Origin of the sequence: Paenibacillus glufosinatiresistens, from assembly GCF_031470375.1 — a bacterium.
Lineage (GTDB): Bacteria > Bacillota > Bacilli > Paenibacillales > Paenibacillaceae > Paenibacillus_AQ > Paenibacillus_AQ glufosinatiresistens.
This window is the reverse complement of record NZ_JAVFHT010000020.1, coordinates 1-17,542: the sequence shown is the minus strand read 5'-3', so window position 1 is coordinate 17,542 and position 17,542 is coordinate 1. Positions and strand designations below refer to the sequence as shown.

General features: G+C 57.0%; 13 protein-coding genes. All 13 read right to left on the bottom strand.

Annotated features, from left to right (window positions below; all coding sequences use genetic code 11):
- Nucleotides 1–31: 31 nt before the first annotated feature.
- Nucleotides 32–745, bottom strand: coding sequence for a CAP domain-containing protein (locus tag RBI05_RS16615; RefSeq protein WP_310551915.1), 714 nt, complete (start codon nucleotides 743–745; stop codon nucleotides 32–34).
- Between the two features lie 239 nt (nucleotides 746–984).
- A complete protein-coding gene (locus RBI05_RS16610; RefSeq protein WP_310551877.1) occupies nucleotides 985–2,928 on the bottom strand; it encodes a WG repeat-containing protein in 1,944 nt (647 codons plus the stop codon).
- A gap of 172 nt (nucleotides 2,929–3,100) precedes the next feature.
- On the bottom strand, nucleotides 3,101–4,108 hold the full coding sequence (gene mglC / locus RBI05_RS16605; protein WP_150457136.1) for a galactose/methyl galactoside ABC transporter permease MglC: 1,008 nt from the start codon (nucleotides 4,106–4,108) through the stop codon (nucleotides 3,101–3,103).
- Nucleotides 4,109–4,177: 69 nt separating this feature from the next.
- Nucleotides 4,178–5,689: a sugar ABC transporter ATP-binding protein gene (locus RBI05_RS16600; RefSeq protein ID WP_310551876.1), complete on the bottom strand. Its 1,512-nt coding sequence runs from the start codon at nucleotides 5,687–5,689 to the stop codon at nucleotides 4,178–4,180.
- Nucleotides 5,690–5,842: 153 nt separating this feature from the next.
- Entirely contained in the window at nucleotides 5,843–6,919 is a 1,077-nt protein-coding gene (locus RBI05_RS16595) for a galactose ABC transporter substrate-binding protein (RefSeq protein ID WP_310551875.1), read from the bottom strand.
- 217 nt (nucleotides 6,920–7,136) lie between these two features.
- Nucleotides 7,137–7,898, bottom strand: a complete 762-nt coding sequence (locus tag RBI05_RS16590) for a carbohydrate-binding protein (RefSeq protein WP_310551914.1) — start codon at nucleotides 7,896–7,898, stop codon at nucleotides 7,137–7,139.
- Nucleotides 7,899–8,195: 297 nt separating this feature from the next.
- Nucleotides 8,196–8,891 carry a DUF5050 domain-containing protein gene (locus tag RBI05_RS16585; protein ID WP_310551874.1) on the bottom strand — a complete coding sequence of 232 codons (696 nt, stop codon included), beginning with the start codon at nucleotides 8,889–8,891 and terminating at the stop codon, nucleotides 8,196–8,198.
- A gap of 183 nt (nucleotides 8,892–9,074) precedes the next feature.
- On the bottom strand, nucleotides 9,075–9,932 hold the full coding sequence (locus tag RBI05_RS16580) for a DUF5050 domain-containing protein (protein WP_310551873.1): 858 nt from the start codon (nucleotides 9,930–9,932) through the stop codon (nucleotides 9,075–9,077).
- A 176-nt stretch (nucleotides 9,933–10,108) separates the two neighbouring features.
- Nucleotides 10,109–11,173 (bottom strand): substrate-binding domain-containing protein, encoded by a 1,065-nt coding sequence (locus RBI05_RS16575; protein ID WP_310551872.1) that lies wholly within the window; start codon nucleotides 11,171–11,173, stop codon nucleotides 10,109–10,111.
- Nucleotides 11,170–13,014 (bottom strand): sensor histidine kinase, encoded by a 1,845-nt coding sequence (locus RBI05_RS16570; protein WP_408638341.1) that lies wholly within the window; start codon nucleotides 13,012–13,014, stop codon nucleotides 11,170–11,172. Before RBI05_RS16570 ends, RBI05_RS16575 begins: the two co-directional genes overlap by 4 nt.
- A 3-nt stretch (nucleotides 13,015–13,017) precedes the next feature.
- Nucleotides 13,018–14,661, bottom strand: coding sequence for a response regulator (locus RBI05_RS16565; RefSeq protein ID WP_310551871.1), 1,644 nt, complete (start codon nucleotides 14,659–14,661; stop codon nucleotides 13,018–13,020).
- Nucleotides 14,662–14,904: 243 nt separating this feature from the next.
- Nucleotides 14,905–15,360 carry a GNAT family N-acetyltransferase gene (locus RBI05_RS16560; RefSeq protein ID WP_150457127.1) on the bottom strand — a complete coding sequence of 152 codons (456 nt, stop codon included), beginning with the start codon at nucleotides 15,358–15,360 and terminating at the stop codon, nucleotides 14,905–14,907.
- 229 nt (nucleotides 15,361–15,589) lie between these two features.
- On the bottom strand, nucleotides 15,590–17,542 hold a 1,953-nt coding region (locus tag RBI05_RS16555; protein WP_310551870.1), incomplete at its 5' end, for a dynamin family protein.

Below are 17,542 nucleotides of genomic sequence, written 5' to 3'. Positions count from 1 at the left end.
AATGGCCTGCTTAACCGGCTGGAAGCCGGTATTATTTTTTGCCGATGAACTCCTGCACCCAGTAGCCGCCGTCAAAGCCGGCGCCGATATAATTGAAGTTGGCGTTCAGAATGTTCGCCCGGTGACCGGCGCTGTTCATCCAGGCCGTCATGACCTCCTGCGGCGTCTTCTGGCCCATGGCGATATTCTCGCCGGCATACTGGTAAGTCACGCCGAAGGCGGCCATCATATCAAACGGAGAACCGTAGGTCGGGGACGTATGGGAGAAATAGTTGTTCACCCGCATATCCGTCGCCTTGGCTGCCGCTACCTTGTTCAGACTCTCAAGCGGCGCAACCGCGCCGAGACCGGCTTTGGCACGCTCGGCATTCACGAGAGCTACGACCTGCTGAACGAACGTTCCGCTCTCGCTCTGAGCCGCCGCAGGCGTAGCTGCTGGAGCAGACGCGGGAGTTTTAGTTGGAGCTGCAGTTGGAGCCGGGGTCGGTGCCGGCGTTGCCGCCGGCTTCGCCGAAGCCACAGGCGCTGCGGTCGGTACCGCGGAAGCAGCCGGTTTAGCGGCCGAGACCTTGTAGAAATTCTGCCAGAATTTCAGCCAATCCGCCTGTCCGGATGTGCTCGAATAGGAATATATCGTCTTGACTGTCTGGGCCGAAGCCGTAGAGGCGTTGACCGGGAAGGCAAGACCCAGTGCAAGCACCGCTGCCGCACCCGTACCCATAAGTGTCCGCATCTTTTTGTTCATCTTCAATGTCCCCATCTCCTTGTAGATCATGTTGTCGATTGGTGTGCCGGTAACGTTGAGGCGGCAAAAGTTACAAACCTGTAATAAGTTCCTCGGTCATTGTAGCACATATCTACTCCCAAGGAACCATCCAATTATTTACACCTCAATAGAACGCCGTTCCTCTTACGTTATCGGCTCCCGGAAGGAGAGGGTGCATCCGTCGAACTGCCTATTTCTTCACAGATTGGGCTTTGGGTTCAGTGGAAGGACTGCCAGAAGTCGCCCTCGGTGGAGATCAGCCCCATAATTTCGGCGAATGGAATGCGGAAGACGGGGAACCCGGCGGCATAGGGCGCAATTTCATAAGGCGCAAACACCAGATACAGCGCGCCGCTGTCGACATAGAACGGCTGATCGGGAGCAATGCCCTTGTAGCTGTCCGGAAAAACATAACTGTACTGCGGATCGTTCGCGATCTGTCTGCCCACAATCTCCCCCAATCTCCGGGTGTAGGGAGCCCCCGGCTTGAACAGGTCGGACAGCGTATAGAAGCGGCCGGTCCGGAGATTAAGAGGCGTGTATATCCGGGTCGGCATGCCGTGGGCAGCGCCGTAAGGCATCCGGTAGCCGTTCAGCTCCAGCACCAGCAGATTCTTGTGGAAATAGACGACGTCAAAATCGCCCGTATAGCTGGAGTCCCCTTGTCCCGGCTCGCCCGGACTGTCCCGGGGGATGGACAGCTCCCTGAGGCGGCGGTTAACCTCCTCCGACGCCTTCTCATCCGAAATTCCCCGAACCTTCGGATAGTAGACCAGAATCTCCGGACCCGGATGAAAGAGCTGCTCGGCGACGGCATAAGGCGGCTTCAGCGGAATCAGCTTGTTCTCCTGCCATACCTGCCTGCCGCTCCGTTCATAGTAGGAAGTGCGGAGGTTGACATCCGCCCGGACCAGCTTTCCGCTGAAAGTCATCATCCCGTTGCCCTCTACAGCCGGGAGAAAGGCGGCCCGTCTTCCCGACGGATCGACCCAATACGTCTGCGCGCCGTCGGATACCGACGCATACCCTTCGCTGTACCGGCTCACGCTCTGAAGCGGACCCGGATGGAGAATCCGCCCGTCTTCCGCCGAAGCCAGCTTGTAGCGGGTTCCCCGGTACGGCTCCTGCTTCGAGACCGGCGTACCGAGGGCAACCACGCCTTCTCCGAGCTGCTGAACATCCGCATATCCCGGTGCGATGATGAAGCTTCCCGACCGGTCAATCAGACCGAAGGCGCTGCCGTAATCCGGCGCGGTATTGACAACCGCGCGCCCCTCGCTGAAGGGCAGCGCGGAGGTGAAGCGGGGGGCGATGACCTCGTTGCCCTCTTCGCTGATATATCCGTACCTGCCGTTCTCCTCCAGCTGGAACGGCAGAAGGCCATCCCCCGGACTGCCGACAAAGACATAGTTGTACGCATGCAGAATCTGCCCGTCGGGATTGATCAGGGCATAGCCGCCGTCCGGCAGCTTCACAAGCGCCCGCCCCTGCCGGAAATCCTCCGCTTCCGGGTAGCGGGCGGGAATGGCCTCCCTGCCGTCCTTGTCCAGATAACCGTACAGCATTCCGCCGCTGCTGGCGGTCCCGAACAGGGCGCGGCCGTTCTCCAGCGTATTCAGGAACGGGTACCGCCGGCTTCCGGTGACCTCCCTGCCGTTCTCGTTGATCAGCAAGTATCCTTTCTGATCGCTGGCTACCGCCCGTCCTTCGCTGAAGGGCAGCAGCGCCTCGAATACCGCCTTGACGCGAAGGCGGCCGCTCGCATCCAGCAGCCCGCTTCGTCCGTCCTGCTGAACAATGGCAAGACCGTTCTCCTGAAAGGGCTCCGCGTACTCAAAGACCGGCTCCACCGCCGTCCGGCCGTTGTCGTCGATGTATCCCCAGCGGGTCCCTTCGGCCGTTCGGAACGGCGCAGGATGAAGCCCGGAGACCCGCGGCGTTCTGCGCGCCCCGAACGAAGCTTCATCTGATGCCGTCTCTCTCGAGTAGCGGATCAGGTACCAGCCCTGCTGCACCGGAAGCAGAACCTCGGCCGCCCCGGACTGCCGGGCGTTCCTGACCGGCTGCGGAACCGGCTCGTTCCAGCCCTCGCCGTTCCACCGCCATACCTCCCTGATTCTCGTTCCCTGTCCCTCTTCTCCGTCCCATCTGATTGCAATCATGCTTTCCTCTCCTCCCGTTCTCCCGGTTGTCGGGACTCTCGCCTACATCATATGGACGGAGAGCCGGGAAGGTGCGGCGTTCGGCGGCCTGATTGAACGCAAGTGCAGCCCCTCCGCAGGAAGAGCGGAAGGGCTGTACGATGGGATATCGGGATCGGACGATGCCTGACAATCAATGCTTGGCGGAATATTTGCGCATATCGAAGGCTACCGCCGCCACGATGATGATCCCTTTGATAATCAGCTGATAGTAAGGGCTGATGCCGATAAAAGTCAGGCCATAGTTGATCAGCGTGAAGATGATAACCCCGACCAGCACGCCCGGCACTGTGCCGATACCGCCTGTCGTGGAGACGCCGCCGACTACGCAGGCCGCGATAGCGTCCAATTCGTACATGTTGCCGTAGTTGTTCGTCGCGCCGCCGGTCCGGGCTGCTTCCAGCACGCCGGCCAGGCCGTAGAGAGCGCCGGCAATCGCGTACAGGTATACCAGATTGCGGGAGACGTTAATTCCGGATACCTTGGCGGCCTGCATGTTGCCGCCGATGGCGTACATGTTCTTGCCCAGCTTCGTTTTGTTGAAGACGACCCAGACGATGGCCGCCACTACAATGGCGATGATGACAATATAAGGGATGGAATACTGTCCTTTGCCGATGAAGCCGGAGCCGATGGTCGTGAAGTCTTCGCGCAGGCCGCCGATCGGCTGGGACTGGTTGGGCTTCATGTCGAAGTAGAGCGAGTTGACGCCGAGTACGATAACCATCGTGCCGAGAGTCGCAATGAACGGCGGAACATTGAGCTTCGAGACAATGAGACCGTTGACCAGGCCGCAGACCAGACCGGCCAGGATAGCAAGCAGAATCGGAATCAGGACATTAAGCTGCGGAAGGTCCGGGTAGAATCTCCGGGAATAATCCGGAATTTGCAGCATCGACGCCGAGATGACAGCGGTCAGACCGACGACGCGGCCCGCCGACAAGTCGGTGCCGGCTGTTATGAGAACGAAGGCGACTCCAAGGGCAATAATGACGCGCGTCGACGACTGAATCAGGATGTCGCGCAGGGTGTTGACGGAGACGAAATTGGGCTCATAGATGGAAATGCCCAGAATCAGGACGACGAGCACGATGTAAATCGCGTTTTGCGAGATAAAGCCTTGCATTTTTTTGGCGTTCATGGATGGGTTCCTCCTTCGAAACTTGGCTCGGATAATCTCTCTCTTCTTATCAATCGCACCGGGGCGGGACTAATGCTGGGCCGCCAGGCGCATCACTTCGGTCTCGGTTGCCTTGTCGCCTTCCAAGATGCCGGTCAGCCGCCCTTCCGACATGACCATGACCCGGTCGGACATTCCGAGCAGTTCCGGCATTTCGGAGGAGATCATGATAATGCTCTTGCCCTGCCGGGCCAGATCGGCAATGATCGAATAGATTTCAAATTTGGCGCCGACGTCAATTCCGCGGGTCGGTTCGTCGAGCAGCAGCACCTCCGGTTCGGTCAGCAGCCATCTGGCCAGAAGCACCTTCTGCTGGTTGCCCCCCGAAAGGTTCATAATCCGCGTCTTGGTTGTCGGCGTCTTCGTGCGCAGCTTGGCGATCATGGCATCGACTTCTTCTCGCTTCTTCTTGCCGTCCAGGAGACCATAAGGCGTCATATAACTGTCCAGGTTGGCAATCGCGCCGTTCTCATGCACCGAGAGCACCGGAAAAATCCCGGTAACGCGCCGTTCCTCGGTCAGCAGCGCCAGTCCGTGCTTCATGGCATCCTGCGGCGAATGAATCCGCACTTCTTTGCCCTGGATGATGATTTTGCCGGACTGAAGAGACCGGAGCCCGAACAGAGCCTCGATCACCTCGGTCCGCTGCGCTCCGACAAGACCGCCGACGCCGAGAATTTCGCCGCGCCGCAGTTCGAAGGAGACATCCTTGAACGACCTCGGATTCGGGGAGGTCAGACCTTCCGCCTTCAGGAATACTTCACCCGGCACATTATGCCGCTCGGGGAATCGGTTCGTCAGATCGCGTCCGACCATCCGGGAGATGATCAGATCGGTGGTCAGCTCGGCTGCAGGCCAGGTGCCGATCTTCCGGCCGTCTCGCATAATCGTAACTTCATCCGAGATTTCGAGGATTTCTTCCATTTTGTGCGATATATAAATAATGGCCACGCCCCGCTTCTGCAGGTCCCGGATAATCCGGAACAAATGCTGCACTTCCACGGCGGTCAGCGATGAAGTCGGTTCGTCCATGACGATGACCCGGGAATTGAAGGAGACGGCTTTCGCGATTTCGATGGATTGGATTTTGGAGACAGAGAGCTTGCCCACCAGCACCTCGGGATCGAGATCAATGTCGAGGTCCTTGAACAGCGCTTCGGTATCCGTGAACATCTTCTTGTGGTCAATAAATTGCAGCGGGCCGATTCCCCGTGTCGGAAAACGTCCCAGCCAGATATTCTCCATTACATTTCGGAACGGCACCGGGTGCAGCTCCTGATGAATCATGGAAATTCCGTTCGCAAGCGCTTCGCTTGAATTCGTGATACGGGCCTTCTCCCCGTTCAAAAAGATTTCGCCGCCGTCCGGCGAATAAATGCCGAAGAGGCATTTCATCAGCGTCGACTTGCCGGCGCCGTTCTCGCCCATCAGCGCATGCACGCTGCCGGGACGGACCTTCAGGGTCACGCCGTCCAGCGCCTTGACGCCGGGAAATTCTTTGGTGATATTGTTCATTTCAAGCAAAAACTCACTCTGAGCCATGTATGACGCCCCCTTGTTATTTGTCTTTGCATGAGAGGCACAGCGGTTCTCCTGTTTCCTGCTCCACTTAGCCGAATAGGCCGGGCAAAGGAAGCCCGGAGAGGCCCTCTTCAGCGGCTCCCCGGGATTTCCTCGCAATCTGCCTGTTCAGGCTTATTTCACGTCGCCGACATTGTCTTTGGTAATCTTCTTGTACGAAATCCACACATACTGATTGTCCGTGATGTCGAAGCCCACATTGTCTTTGGTCGGCGTTTCGCCCTTGGCCAGCAGCGCGGCCAGCGTGATTGCCGCCTTGCCCTGGTTATTCGCGTCGTTCAGCACCGTTCCGAGCAGCGTGCCTTCCTGCAGCGCCTGAACGGCAGGAGCGGTAGCGTCAACGCCGACAACCGGCATGTACTTGTCGCCGGTGAAGTATCCGGCGGCTTTCAGCGCTTCGATGGCGCCGAGCGCCATGTCGTCATTGTTGGCCAGTACGGCTTCGATCTTGTCGCCGTGCGAACCGAGGAACGCAGCCATCTTCTCCTGGCCTTTGACGCGGTCCCACATTGCGGTGTCTTCGGCCAGCTTCTCGACCTTGATGCCGGCATCTTCAATCGCCTGGATGGAGTACGTGGTGCGGAGCTCGGCATCCTGGTGTCCCGGCTCGCCCTTCAGCATGACGTATTGCAGAACGCCGTCGCCGTTCTTGTCGGCTTCGGGGTGGGCTTTCCAGTAGTCTACAATGATCTGGCCGGACAGAGTGCCGGACTCTTCAGCCTTGGCGCCTACGTAATACACTTTATCCCATTTCTTCATATCTTCCGGCAGCGGTTCGCGGTTCAGGAATACGACCGGAATGTCCGCCGACTTGGCTTTGTCGATGATAACGCCTGCCGCCGTGCGGTCAACCGGGTTAATCAGCATGCCGTCATATTTCTTGTTGATGAACAGGTCCACCTTATCATTCTGCGTAGGCTGCGAGTTCTGGCTGTCTACGATATCCACAGTGGCCACGCCCTTGGCGGAGGTCTCGATCGCGTTGCGGACGCCGGTCATGAAGGTGTCGTCAAATTTATAGATCGCTACGCCGACTTTCGGAGTCTTGCCCGAATCGCCGGATGTTGCTGCGCTCGAAGCCGGCGTATTGCTGGAACCTGCCGCCTTGTCGTTGTTGTTATTGTTGCCGCATCCTGCGAGAGCGGCTCCGAGCAGTGCGCTTGCGAGTAATACCGGAGTTATTTTCTTCATATTGAATTTGACCTCCTACGATTATGTTTGTTTGTATTCAATCCCCTTGGTGTATCCGGGGTACGTCTTTATTATGCCCTCCGTGTAAGCGGTTGCGAATATAAAATCCTGATTTGTTTTATTAAAATTCTCACATCCGCTCGAAAAAGAACCGCAAGAAGCGCTGGGCTCCCTGCGGTCCTCCGATCAACGTGTCCTCTCTAGGGAAAGGAACGCATCAGTTCACGCTGTAATTGTGGCCGTAGTTGTTGTCCCAATACGTCTGGCCGCCTACCGTATAAGAAATGGCGTACTGGACATTGGTGGCTCCCGGAACATTGAAGCTGTACGTCCAGTCTTCCACACTGTTGAAATTATTCAGGGAGTAGCCGTACGAGGCGTTCCCTTCATGCGTTGTAGCCCAGTTATCCGTCGTGTAGACCACTTTAACATTCTTCACCGGGCTTAAGTTCTTCACATAGATATTGCCGCTGAACGCACCGTCGCTCAATTTGCTGTTGGCGTTCAGCACGTTCGGCACCCCCAGAATGATGGAGGTCAGGGGATAGTTACTGTTCACTTCATTGTAGTAATTGGCCCCCCCGTTGTTGTCCCAGTAGGTCTGGTTGTTCACCACGTATTTAACGGCAAATTTCAGGGAATGCAGATTCTTCAGTTCCGTATGCTGCGCATTTGTAGAATCGTTGGTGTAAATAAGGAAGTGCCATTTCTCATGCGTGGAATCCGTCGGCCCTACATAAGACGCGCTTGCATCATACCAATTGACGTTATCCGGCGTATAATGGACCGTCACGCTCTTTGAAGCTCCGAGATTGGCCACTTCGATATCGCCGCTGAATCCTACGTAACCGTTTTTATAAATAACGCTGATATCCGAATCGATCAGCTTGACCTCATTGCTGCTGGCAAAGGCCGATCCCACGAAAGACAGACTAAAAATCAGAGCAAGCACCATTAATCCAGCAAATCTCTTTTTCATTGCTTTCACAGTTCTCTCTCCTCTAATTTTAATTGGGTCTTACCTCCACGCGCCGACAAAGCCGACAAAGAACTTATTCGTTTAACCCGAGAAAACCTTGGCCTCCTTTCGTTCTTCCCAGAAAAGATTTTGCACTTTCGGAAAGTAAATGATTGCCATAAATACAATAACTTTATCTTCATTTCATGTAAATAGTAAAAAAGTATGCTATTTATCCCCTGCAACGAATCACATTTTGTCAAAAAAAGTCCTGCATTGAAGGCAGGACTGCTTCCCGGACCCAATTTCAGCACCGGTTTATTTCAATTTCTCGATCTTGGAGCCGTCGCCCTTGCTGCGGTAAGCCTCATCGTCGCGAACGAAGTAGATCCAGTCTCCCGCCACTTGTTCCTCGGAGAAATCCCCGCTCAGGACTTCATCTTTGCCTGAGCCATCCAGCTTGATTCGGCTGATGACGGGATCGTCTTCCATTGTATCGGAATAATAGACCCACCCGTTTCCGGTCTGGAGCCAATCGGCCGAATCGTCCGTCAACTGCCGCTTGTTGCCGCCGTCCTGATCCATGACGAAGATTCCATCGTAATTGGTATAAACGACCGAATCCCCTTCAACGGCTACATCGAATATCGTATCATTATCAACCAGCTTGGTCAGATTCGTGCCATCTGTCTTGATGGAGAATAAATAATAATCTTCATCATCAATGAAATAGAGGGTATCCTTGCCCATCGCTAGTTCATCGGCGCCCTCGCTGTATACCATAATCTCGTCGGCTTCCCCCAGTTCTCTCTGGAGCGCTTCCGTATCAGCCAGGTTGTATTCTTTCTTATCTTTCTTCGAAGTAAAATTCTCTTCGTTTACCTTAACATGTATCGCTTTATTCGGATTGTACTTGATCTTTCGAATACTGCCATCGTCGTCTTTTACGTAATACAGCCACTTCTTGTCATGGACGATATCGTCACTGGTAGAGGCCACGGCCAGAATATCCAAGCTCAACTTCTCCTTCGGTGCCCATTTAGCCCGTGCGATGAAGTCGTCAAAACCCTCAAACCTCCAGACGTCCTTCGAATTACTCCCGCTATTCCCGCATCCCCCAAGCAGTAGTGCGGCCGCCCCCAGCAGCGTTACAGTCTTCTTTAAAAACATCTTCTTCTTCCCCTCTGCATCTTTTGTTTAATTTATTTTCTCTTCGCCGGTACCGTCTCCCTTGCACCGGTAATGATCCTCGCCACGGTAGTAATAGATCCAGTCCCCCTTTACGTGCGGCTCGTCAAATTCACCGCTCAGGACATCCATCTTCTGTGAGCCGTCACTCTTTATCCGCTGAATAACCGGTTCATCCGCCATACTATCCGAATAATAAATCCAGTCATTTCCTGTTCCAACCCAATCAACACTTTCATCCAACAGCTGTTTGTGATCGCTGCCGTCCTTCTTAACGGCAAACAAACCATCCATCGTGGCGTATACAACCCAGTCTTCTGCCAGGTCCAGGTCCTCGACCACCAGTTCCTCATTAGTAATTGGGGTCAGACCCGTTCCGTCGGTTTTCATTGAATATATATTGTCTTCTTCGTCTTCATTGACAAAATAGAGTGTATCTTTGTCAAGCGCAAGATTACTGGCCCTGCCGTTGAAGAGGAGTATCTCGTCCGATACTCCCAGATCTTTTTGAAGAGCAGCAGTATCTGACATTAAATGCTTTTGCTTATCTTTCTTTGAAATGAAAGTTATATCTTTATATGTCACTGTTATTTTTTTATCGGGATTAAATTTTGTTTTCTTAATGCTGTCATCACTCGCCAAGTAATAAAGCCAATTCCCGCTGTTTATGACTTCTCCATAAGCATCTACAGCAGCTAAAAGTTCAATTTTCTTCTTCTCAGGAGGCACCCAGTTGTACCTCATGATAATATTGGACCCCAAATTATGATACAACCATAAGTCATTGGACTCGCCCCCGCTGTTGCCGCATCCCCCAAGCAGGAGTGCGGTCGCCCCCAGCAGCGTTACAGTCTTCTTTAGAAACATCTTCTTCTTCCCCTCTGCATCTTTTATCTGTATCTGCTATATTATAACTTTTGTCCCGGTTCTTTTCTATGCAATTTCTCCCATAATACTTTCGGTGTTTACATAAAAAGACGCCGGAAACCGGCGTCTTTTGAAAGCTCATGATGAAGGGCTGGGTCTTAGCACCCAGAAAAGGTTTAACGCACAAACGGGAATAGCAGCTTCTGGTTCTCGGGGTAGAGCATATTGTCAAGATCGATCAGCTTGGTTCCGGTATCGACGCGCTCCGGCACCCGGATGCCCTGGGCCGCTTCGGCGGCATGCTTGACGGCCAGATAGCCGTTGCTGAACGGATTCTGAATGACAGTCGCCTGGACGATGCCGTCCTGAAGCATCTCCAGCATGGAAGCCGAGCTGTCAAACGCGACCATGCGGATGCCGGCGCGGCCGCTCTCCATCAGCGCTTCCGCCGCTCCCTGGGAAGCCGTCTCGTTCAGTGCGGCGATGCCGCGCAGATCCGGATGCTTCGCCAGCATCAGCCGGGTCAGCTTCCGGGCTTCCTCTATATTAGAGGGTGTGTAGAAAATATCGACCACATGCACATCCGGGAACCGTGCCACATAGTCGAGAAATCCCTTCTCCCGCTCGCCGGCGTCCCGGGCGCCGTAATCAATGGAGCCTGAATGTGCCGCTTCCGGGTCCGCAGACTGCACCGTATCCCCGGTTCCTATGGAACCGGCCTGACTCTCGGAATTGGTGAAGTTCAGAATTCCGATCTCTCCGTGGCCCCCAAGCAGCTCCACAAGTCGTTCCGCCGACTTCTGTCCGGCTTCGTAGCTGTTGGAGCCGACATAGGTCGCTACCCGCGCCGAGCCGACTTCCGCGTCTACCGATATGACGGGAATGCCATAGTAAGAGGCCTTATCCACCACCTGCGCCAAGCCCATATAACTGCTCGCGGCCAGAATGATCGCATCGGCCTTGTCTTTGATAGACTGGTCCACCATCCCGATCTGACCGCTGACGTCGCTCTCGGAAGCAGGGGCCTTGAAGGTGAGCTTGACATTGAACTCCTGGGCAGCGGCTTCCGCCCCCAGCTTGACGGTATTCCAGTAGTCGCCCCGGCTCATCTTGACAATCATATGGATGCTGCGGGTCTTGTTGGTATCAATTCGGGCGGCGGGAGCCTGGAAGCAGGAGCTTAAACCCAGGCTCAGGAGGGCGACCAGAAGCAGCCCCAGCCGAAGTGTCCGGTACTTCATGAAGACTCCTCCTCCCGGCCCGGATTCCCGTCCTCATCGCTGCGGACAGCCGGGAAGGTGACGGTCACCGTTGTGCCTTCCTCCAGCTCGCTCTCAAAGGACAGTCCGTATTCGCGGCCGAAGTACAGTACAATTCGTTCATTCACATTGCGTACACCGACCCCGGAGCCCGAGCCCGCCCCGGAATTCCCCGGATTTCTTGCTCCCCCTGTCAGGAGCCGGCTCATGGTCTCGCGGGACATGCCGAGCCCGTTGTCCGTCACCTGAATAACCACCAGTCCGCCGCGGACGGAGGCCCGGATCGCAATCCGCCCTTCATCGGGCATCATCTCGATGCCGTGGTAGATCGCATTCTCGACAATCGGCTGAAGAATCAGCTTGATGGTCTGGCAGCTCAGAACTTCTTCGTCCGCCTGAATCTCGTAGCGGAATTTGTTCTTGAAGCGGAAGCTCTGAATGACGAGGTAGTGACGGACATGATCCAATTCTTCCTGAACCGTAATCATGTTCTTGCCCTTGCTGAGACTGATGCGGAAGAACCGGGACAGCGACTGTATCATCGTGACCACTTCTTCGTTTCGCCCCTGCTCCGCCAGACGGATCACAGAATTCAGCGTGTTATAGAGAAAGTGGGGATTGATCTGGGCCTGGAGCACTTCCAGCTCTCCCTTGCGCTTGGTCTCCTGCTCAAAGATAATCTGATCCATCAATTGACGAATCCGCTGCAGCATCAGATTGAAGCGCCTGGAGAGCTGCTCCACCTCGTAGGCTCCCCGGACATTGATGGAGGTATGAAGATCGCCTTCCCCTACTTGCTGGACGGTCCGCTCCAGCTTGGCAATCGGGCGGGCGATCCGCGCCGACAGCAGCACCGACACGACAATGGCGATCAGGCTCACTGCGGCGAGCAGGCCGAGCAGATAACGGCTGAGGTCCCGGCGAGTCGTGATAATCTCGTCGTAATAGGCCACCCCGACGATCTTCCACCCGGTAGCCGCAAGCGTGCGGAGCGTAATCAGCCGCTTCTCGCCGCTGGCGCTGTCTGTGTAGCTCCGGTAGGTGTATTCCAATACCGGCTCGACGTTCTCGTATTTCAGTCCTGCATAGATCAGCTGCTGCTGCGGATGGTAGACGATATTGCCCAGTGAATCGAGAATGTAGGCGTATCCCCGCTTGCCCAGCTTGACCTGCCGGCTGAGCTGGTCGATGGTGCGGAAGTTAAAATCCACAAGCAGGATGCCTTCCTTCAGCACCCCTTGGTCGCGGTAATGCACCTTCTTGCTCAGCGAGACGACCCAGGTGTACCGGTTCTTGAACAGATTCTGGATATGAGGCGCGGAGAAGGAAATATCGGAATTCTTCTGCGGCGCATTGAACCAGCTCTGGTCATAGAGACGGGTATTGGACCGCATCGGCGTCTCGGGTACGTCGAGCACCAGATCCCCGCCGGGAGTGAACACGGCGAAGGACACGATATCCGCCCGGGATTCCAGAAGGGCGATCAGCCGCTCTTTCAGCAGAGTGGAGCCGATGGCATCGGTCTCGCCGATCTCCTGCTCGGCTTTTTCATAAATTCCGCGCATCCCTTCCACGTACAGATTGAGATTGTAATTAACCTGCTCGATAATCTGCTGCATATTCAGCGTCGCATTCTGCTCCGCCGTCTTCGCGAACTTGTTATACATCAGCAGGCTGACCACTACCGCAGCGAGAACGGTAACCGCCGTGAAGGTCAGCGTAATAATCATCTGAATGCTCCGCAGCTTGGGCAGCAGCCGCCCCCCGCTTCCGGCTCTTCGGCCGGGACGGAAGGGAAAAAGCGGTTGACGGGATCTCGGCATGGCCTACCCCCCTCTGGCCTCGTTCTTATACTCCTTGGGCGACAGACCGTACTTCTTCCGGAAGCAGAAGCTGAAATAGTTGGGATCGGAGAAGCCGATGCGTTCCGCAATTTCAAAAGCTTTCAGCTCGGTCGACCGGAGCAGCTCCTTGGCGGCCTCCAGCCGAATATGGAGCAGGTAGGCGACGAAGGTAGTCTTCGTCTCTTTTTTGAAGATGCTGCTGAAGTAACCGGTGCTGATATGAAGATGCTGGCAGACCCGGCCGACAGACATATCGGATTCGCTGTAATGCGCCTTGATAAACTCCTTCGCCTCGTCGATGAGCTGGCGGTAGCTGGACTGGCGTTCCTGCGCAATCTTGTCCATGAGCCGCATGCAGACCTCCGCGATCCAGTCCCGGGCTTCAGCCATGTTGTTGAAATGGCGGACATCCGCCAGGGCGAGCAGCCCTTGGCCGAACAGCTCATTAGTCTCGGTTCCCGTCTCCTTCGCCACCCGCATAAGGGAAGTGACAATCTCCAGCAGGAAGATCTGGTATTCCCGCGCGGACGCCCGGCTGTCATCGAAGCCTCCGAACAGCTCGTCCAGCATCCCCCGCAGTTCCTGAACCGTACCCAGCTTGATCGTCCGAATGAACGCCTGCTCGGTCAGCTCGTCGAACACGGGCATCCGCTCATTCCGGGATTCCACATCCTCGATCCAGATGACACGGTTATTCCCCAGCAGCAGCCGGTAGTCGAGAGCCTGCACCGCTTCATCCAACGAGTCGTAGAATTGGGCGGGCGAAGTGCGAACGGTGCCCGTACCTGCCGTAACAGTCATGCGAAGATAGCGCTGGACATTGCTGCGAATCTCCTCCAGCATCTCCAGCGTTGCTTCCAGCAGATCGGAACCGCCCCCTGAGACTGAATGCGTCAGCAGGACCGCATCGTCGCGGTGAATGAACACCCGGCCCAGCTGGTGCTTGCGGCAGCTCTCTTCCGCTACATTGAGTACGGCAAAGAGCTGCAGATTCCGGTCGCCGGTGTCGCGGAGCGATAACCTCCCCCCCGGATCGTCCCCGGCTGTTCCCCGGATATGGTCCAGACGGATAACCGAGGACAGAAAGTGATTTCCTGCAAAGGAAAGGCCGAACTCGGCGCATTTCTCGTTGATTTCAGCCAGCCGCAGGCGGCGCGAAACGAGAGAAGACAGAAACTGCTCGCGCAGCAGCGGCAGGCTTTTGCGATAATGCTCGCTCAGCAGATGAATGTTCTCCTTCTCCGCAATCTCCGCCTCAATCGCCGTACGGACCTTGGACAGCACTTCTACCAGCTCGGCGGCTGAGAAGGGCTTCAGCAAATATTCGTCAATCTGCAGCTTGATCGCCCGCTGGGCGTATTCGAACTCGTCATAGCCGGTCAGGATAATAATCTTCGTGCCGGGGTGATGGCTGCGAATCCATTCCGCCAGCTGAAGCCCGTTCATGAACGGCATTTGAATATCGGTTACCACGACATCGGGCTGCAGACGGTCAATGAGTTCGGCCGCTTCCCGGCCATTCTCCGCCTGATCCACCACCTCGAAGCCGTGGGCGTTCCAGTCGATTCGGGAAGCAATGCCTTCCCGTACTTCCTCTTCGTCTTCCACCAAGATGAGCTTGTACATTAAGTCCTCCTCAAGACGCCGCCATCCGGGCTATCCGGCAAGGGGCAGCTGTCGTACACTTCCATGGGTTCGCTTTCATGGGTTCGCTTTCATTGTAAACAGGTTCCTTCCGTTTGCCAAATGAAAATCCCTCCAAACGGCTGCCGCCGTTTCATGAGGAGCCGGGAAGGTTAATAGACCTTTATGCGCAAAAAAAAGCCACCCCGTTAACGGGATGGATGATCGGCTGTGTATGGGCTACGGTTATACGGATTTGGAGAATCGGTATCCGTTCTGTTCAAAGCCGAGATGACGGTAAAAAGCATGAGCCGGCGCCTTCTCGACCCGGTTGCCGCTCCGCAGGAAAATCTGCGCGCAGCCGCGGGCTCTCGCCCACTCCTCGGCGGCTGCCATGAGGCGTCTTCCGAGGCCCTCGCCCCGATGCTCTTCCGATACGACAATTGCGGTGATCTCGGCCATATCCCGCTGCATGTAGTAAGATCCCACCCGGGTCAAGCTGACCATGCCGGCTGTCCGGCCGTCCAGCAGGGCAACCAGGGTTCCATGGTGATCGTCCTTCTCCGACGCTTCCATCCGTTCTTTCATAACCCCGAGCGTTGTCGGATAGCCGCAGCTCTTGACGAGCGATGTCACAGCCTCCAGATCGCAGCTTCGGCATTTGCGGATTTGCAGCGTCGCTGTCTGAATACTACTGTTCATTATCGTATACCTCCACTTTTAACAGGGAAGCCGTCCCATGGGCCGGCACCCGCGCTGGTTCCACGGATTCGGCCAGTTGAACCCGCCGCCATCCGTCGTCTATCCGGAGCTCCAATCCCCGCATGACGCATTCCATTCTTTTTCGGAAACTTTCATGCCTCTTTATTTTCTTCCAAGCTGCGGCAGATTGCAAGACTCTTCGACAAAATGTCTTAATTTACATGAGTACCTATGCTTTTGATAGCGCTTCCAGATCCTTTTCGCGGCTTTGCAGCTCGGCGGCCAGGGCTGTCCAATGCTCTCCCGATTCACCTCCCTTCAGCGTTGCCTCCATCGCCTCATCCTGCTCGGCCAGCATCTGACGAAGCCGGTCCGCCGCCCGCTTGAGCGCTTCCGAGGTCAAATTCCGGTAATGGTGCAGCAGTTCTCCGGCCGCTCCCTGCACGGCAGCCGCCAGCGCATTCTTCAGCAGCGGTTCGACCACGGACCGCAGCCGGTCCCGGCCGCCGCCCTCGAAGAAATGCCGCGGAGAGCGGAAGAGGCCTGTATAGGCGCTCCAGTCCACCGGTCCCAGTTCGGCCTTCAGCCCTTCCGGGGAGGGCCAGCATGCGTCCGGCTCCCGATCCGCCAAATCGGACGGGTCCAGGCCCAGCCGAAGCGCCTCTTCGGCGGCGGCTTCCGCCGCGAGACGGCGTCCGGCCGCCTCCAGCCGAAGCGTCGTCGCCCAGAGTTCTCCCTCCAGCTCCCGCTGCGCCGTCTGCCACAGCTCCCGTCCGCTGGCCGTGAACAGCCCTTTCAGATGACCGCTCTCTTCCCGCAGCAGCGACGGATGGAAAGATTCCTGAAGCATGGCGCCGAACTTGAAGCCGATGCGTTGGCGCACATGATACAGAAGCTCCTCGCCTTCACGGCCAAGGGCCGCCAGCGGCATCTCGTCGCAGGCCAGCTTCCGCAGCCCGGCCTCGGCTTCGCTCCGCCAGTCTTGTCTCCGCCGAAGCTCCTCTTCCCGCTCGGACGCATTCCGTGAAGCCAGAGCGGCCCATTCCTCTACCCTTCGGCGGGTGGAGGACAACAGCGAGGAAGCCGCTCGGAGAGACAGCGCGGGCAGCTCCTCGCCGGCAAACCGCATCAGTTCTTCTTGAAAGCGGTCGAAGCGCGACGCTTCCCGGGCAGCCTCTTCGCCCGGCCGGCGTCCCTGCAGAGCCAACAGGCTCGACAAAGCGTAAATCCTTGGGGCGATCAGACCGGCAGTCCGCAGTTCGGTCCGCACATGCTCTCCGACCGCATCCAGCTCCTCCTCGTCCGATGCCAGATCGGAGGCGTTGATAATGAAGAACATTTTGTCGAGGGCGAAGCTGTCCTTCACCCGGCCGAGCTGGGCGAGGAGCGCCCGGTCGGCTTTGGAGAAGGCGTGGTTGTAGTAGGTCAGGAAGACAATGGCATCGGCTTCCTTCATATAACCGAAGGTGACCCCGGTGTGCCGGGCATGCAGCGAGTCCGCTCCCGGCGTATCAACCAGCACGATGCCGCCTTCCGTCAGCGGGGAAGAATAATAGAGATCGATCCGCCGGACGAAGCAGGCCTTCGTCTCGTCGGCGACAAGTCCCCGGTATTCGTCCAGGTCAACGGTCCGCACGGACCCGAGCAGACCGCGCGACGCTTCCCATCCGGCTGCGGCGGCCCGCAGGAAGCCGATATGCGGCAGCGCCGAAGGGTGCAGGCCCCGGCCCTCCAGACAGGCGGCTGTCTTCGGCCATTCCTCCGGGTCCGGCTCGCCGAGCTCCAGCACGGAGAAGGAATGCCGAAGATCGTCCCGGAACTCGTCCGCCGTCTTCATGGCTACGGCGGCTGTACCATGCGCATACCCGCCTTCCGGCGCCAGGATGCGGTTGACGGCAGCCGTGGCGGGGTGAGGCGACACGGGCAGCACGTCTTCGCCGAGCAGAGCGTTGGCGAAGGAAGACTTGCCGGCGCTGAAGGCGCCGAACAGCGCGAGCGTGAAGCGGCCGCCGGCCAGGCCGGCCGCCCGCTCCGCCAGGCCGCGCGCCCGCGACGCCAGAGCCGGCTCGCGGCGCAGCCGCTCTGCGGCGGCGTCCAGCACCGCTGCGGCGCTGCGCAGCCGCCGGCGCGGTGCGTCCGGCTCCGCGCCGCCGCGGCGCGGAACGCGCGGCGCCGGAGCCGC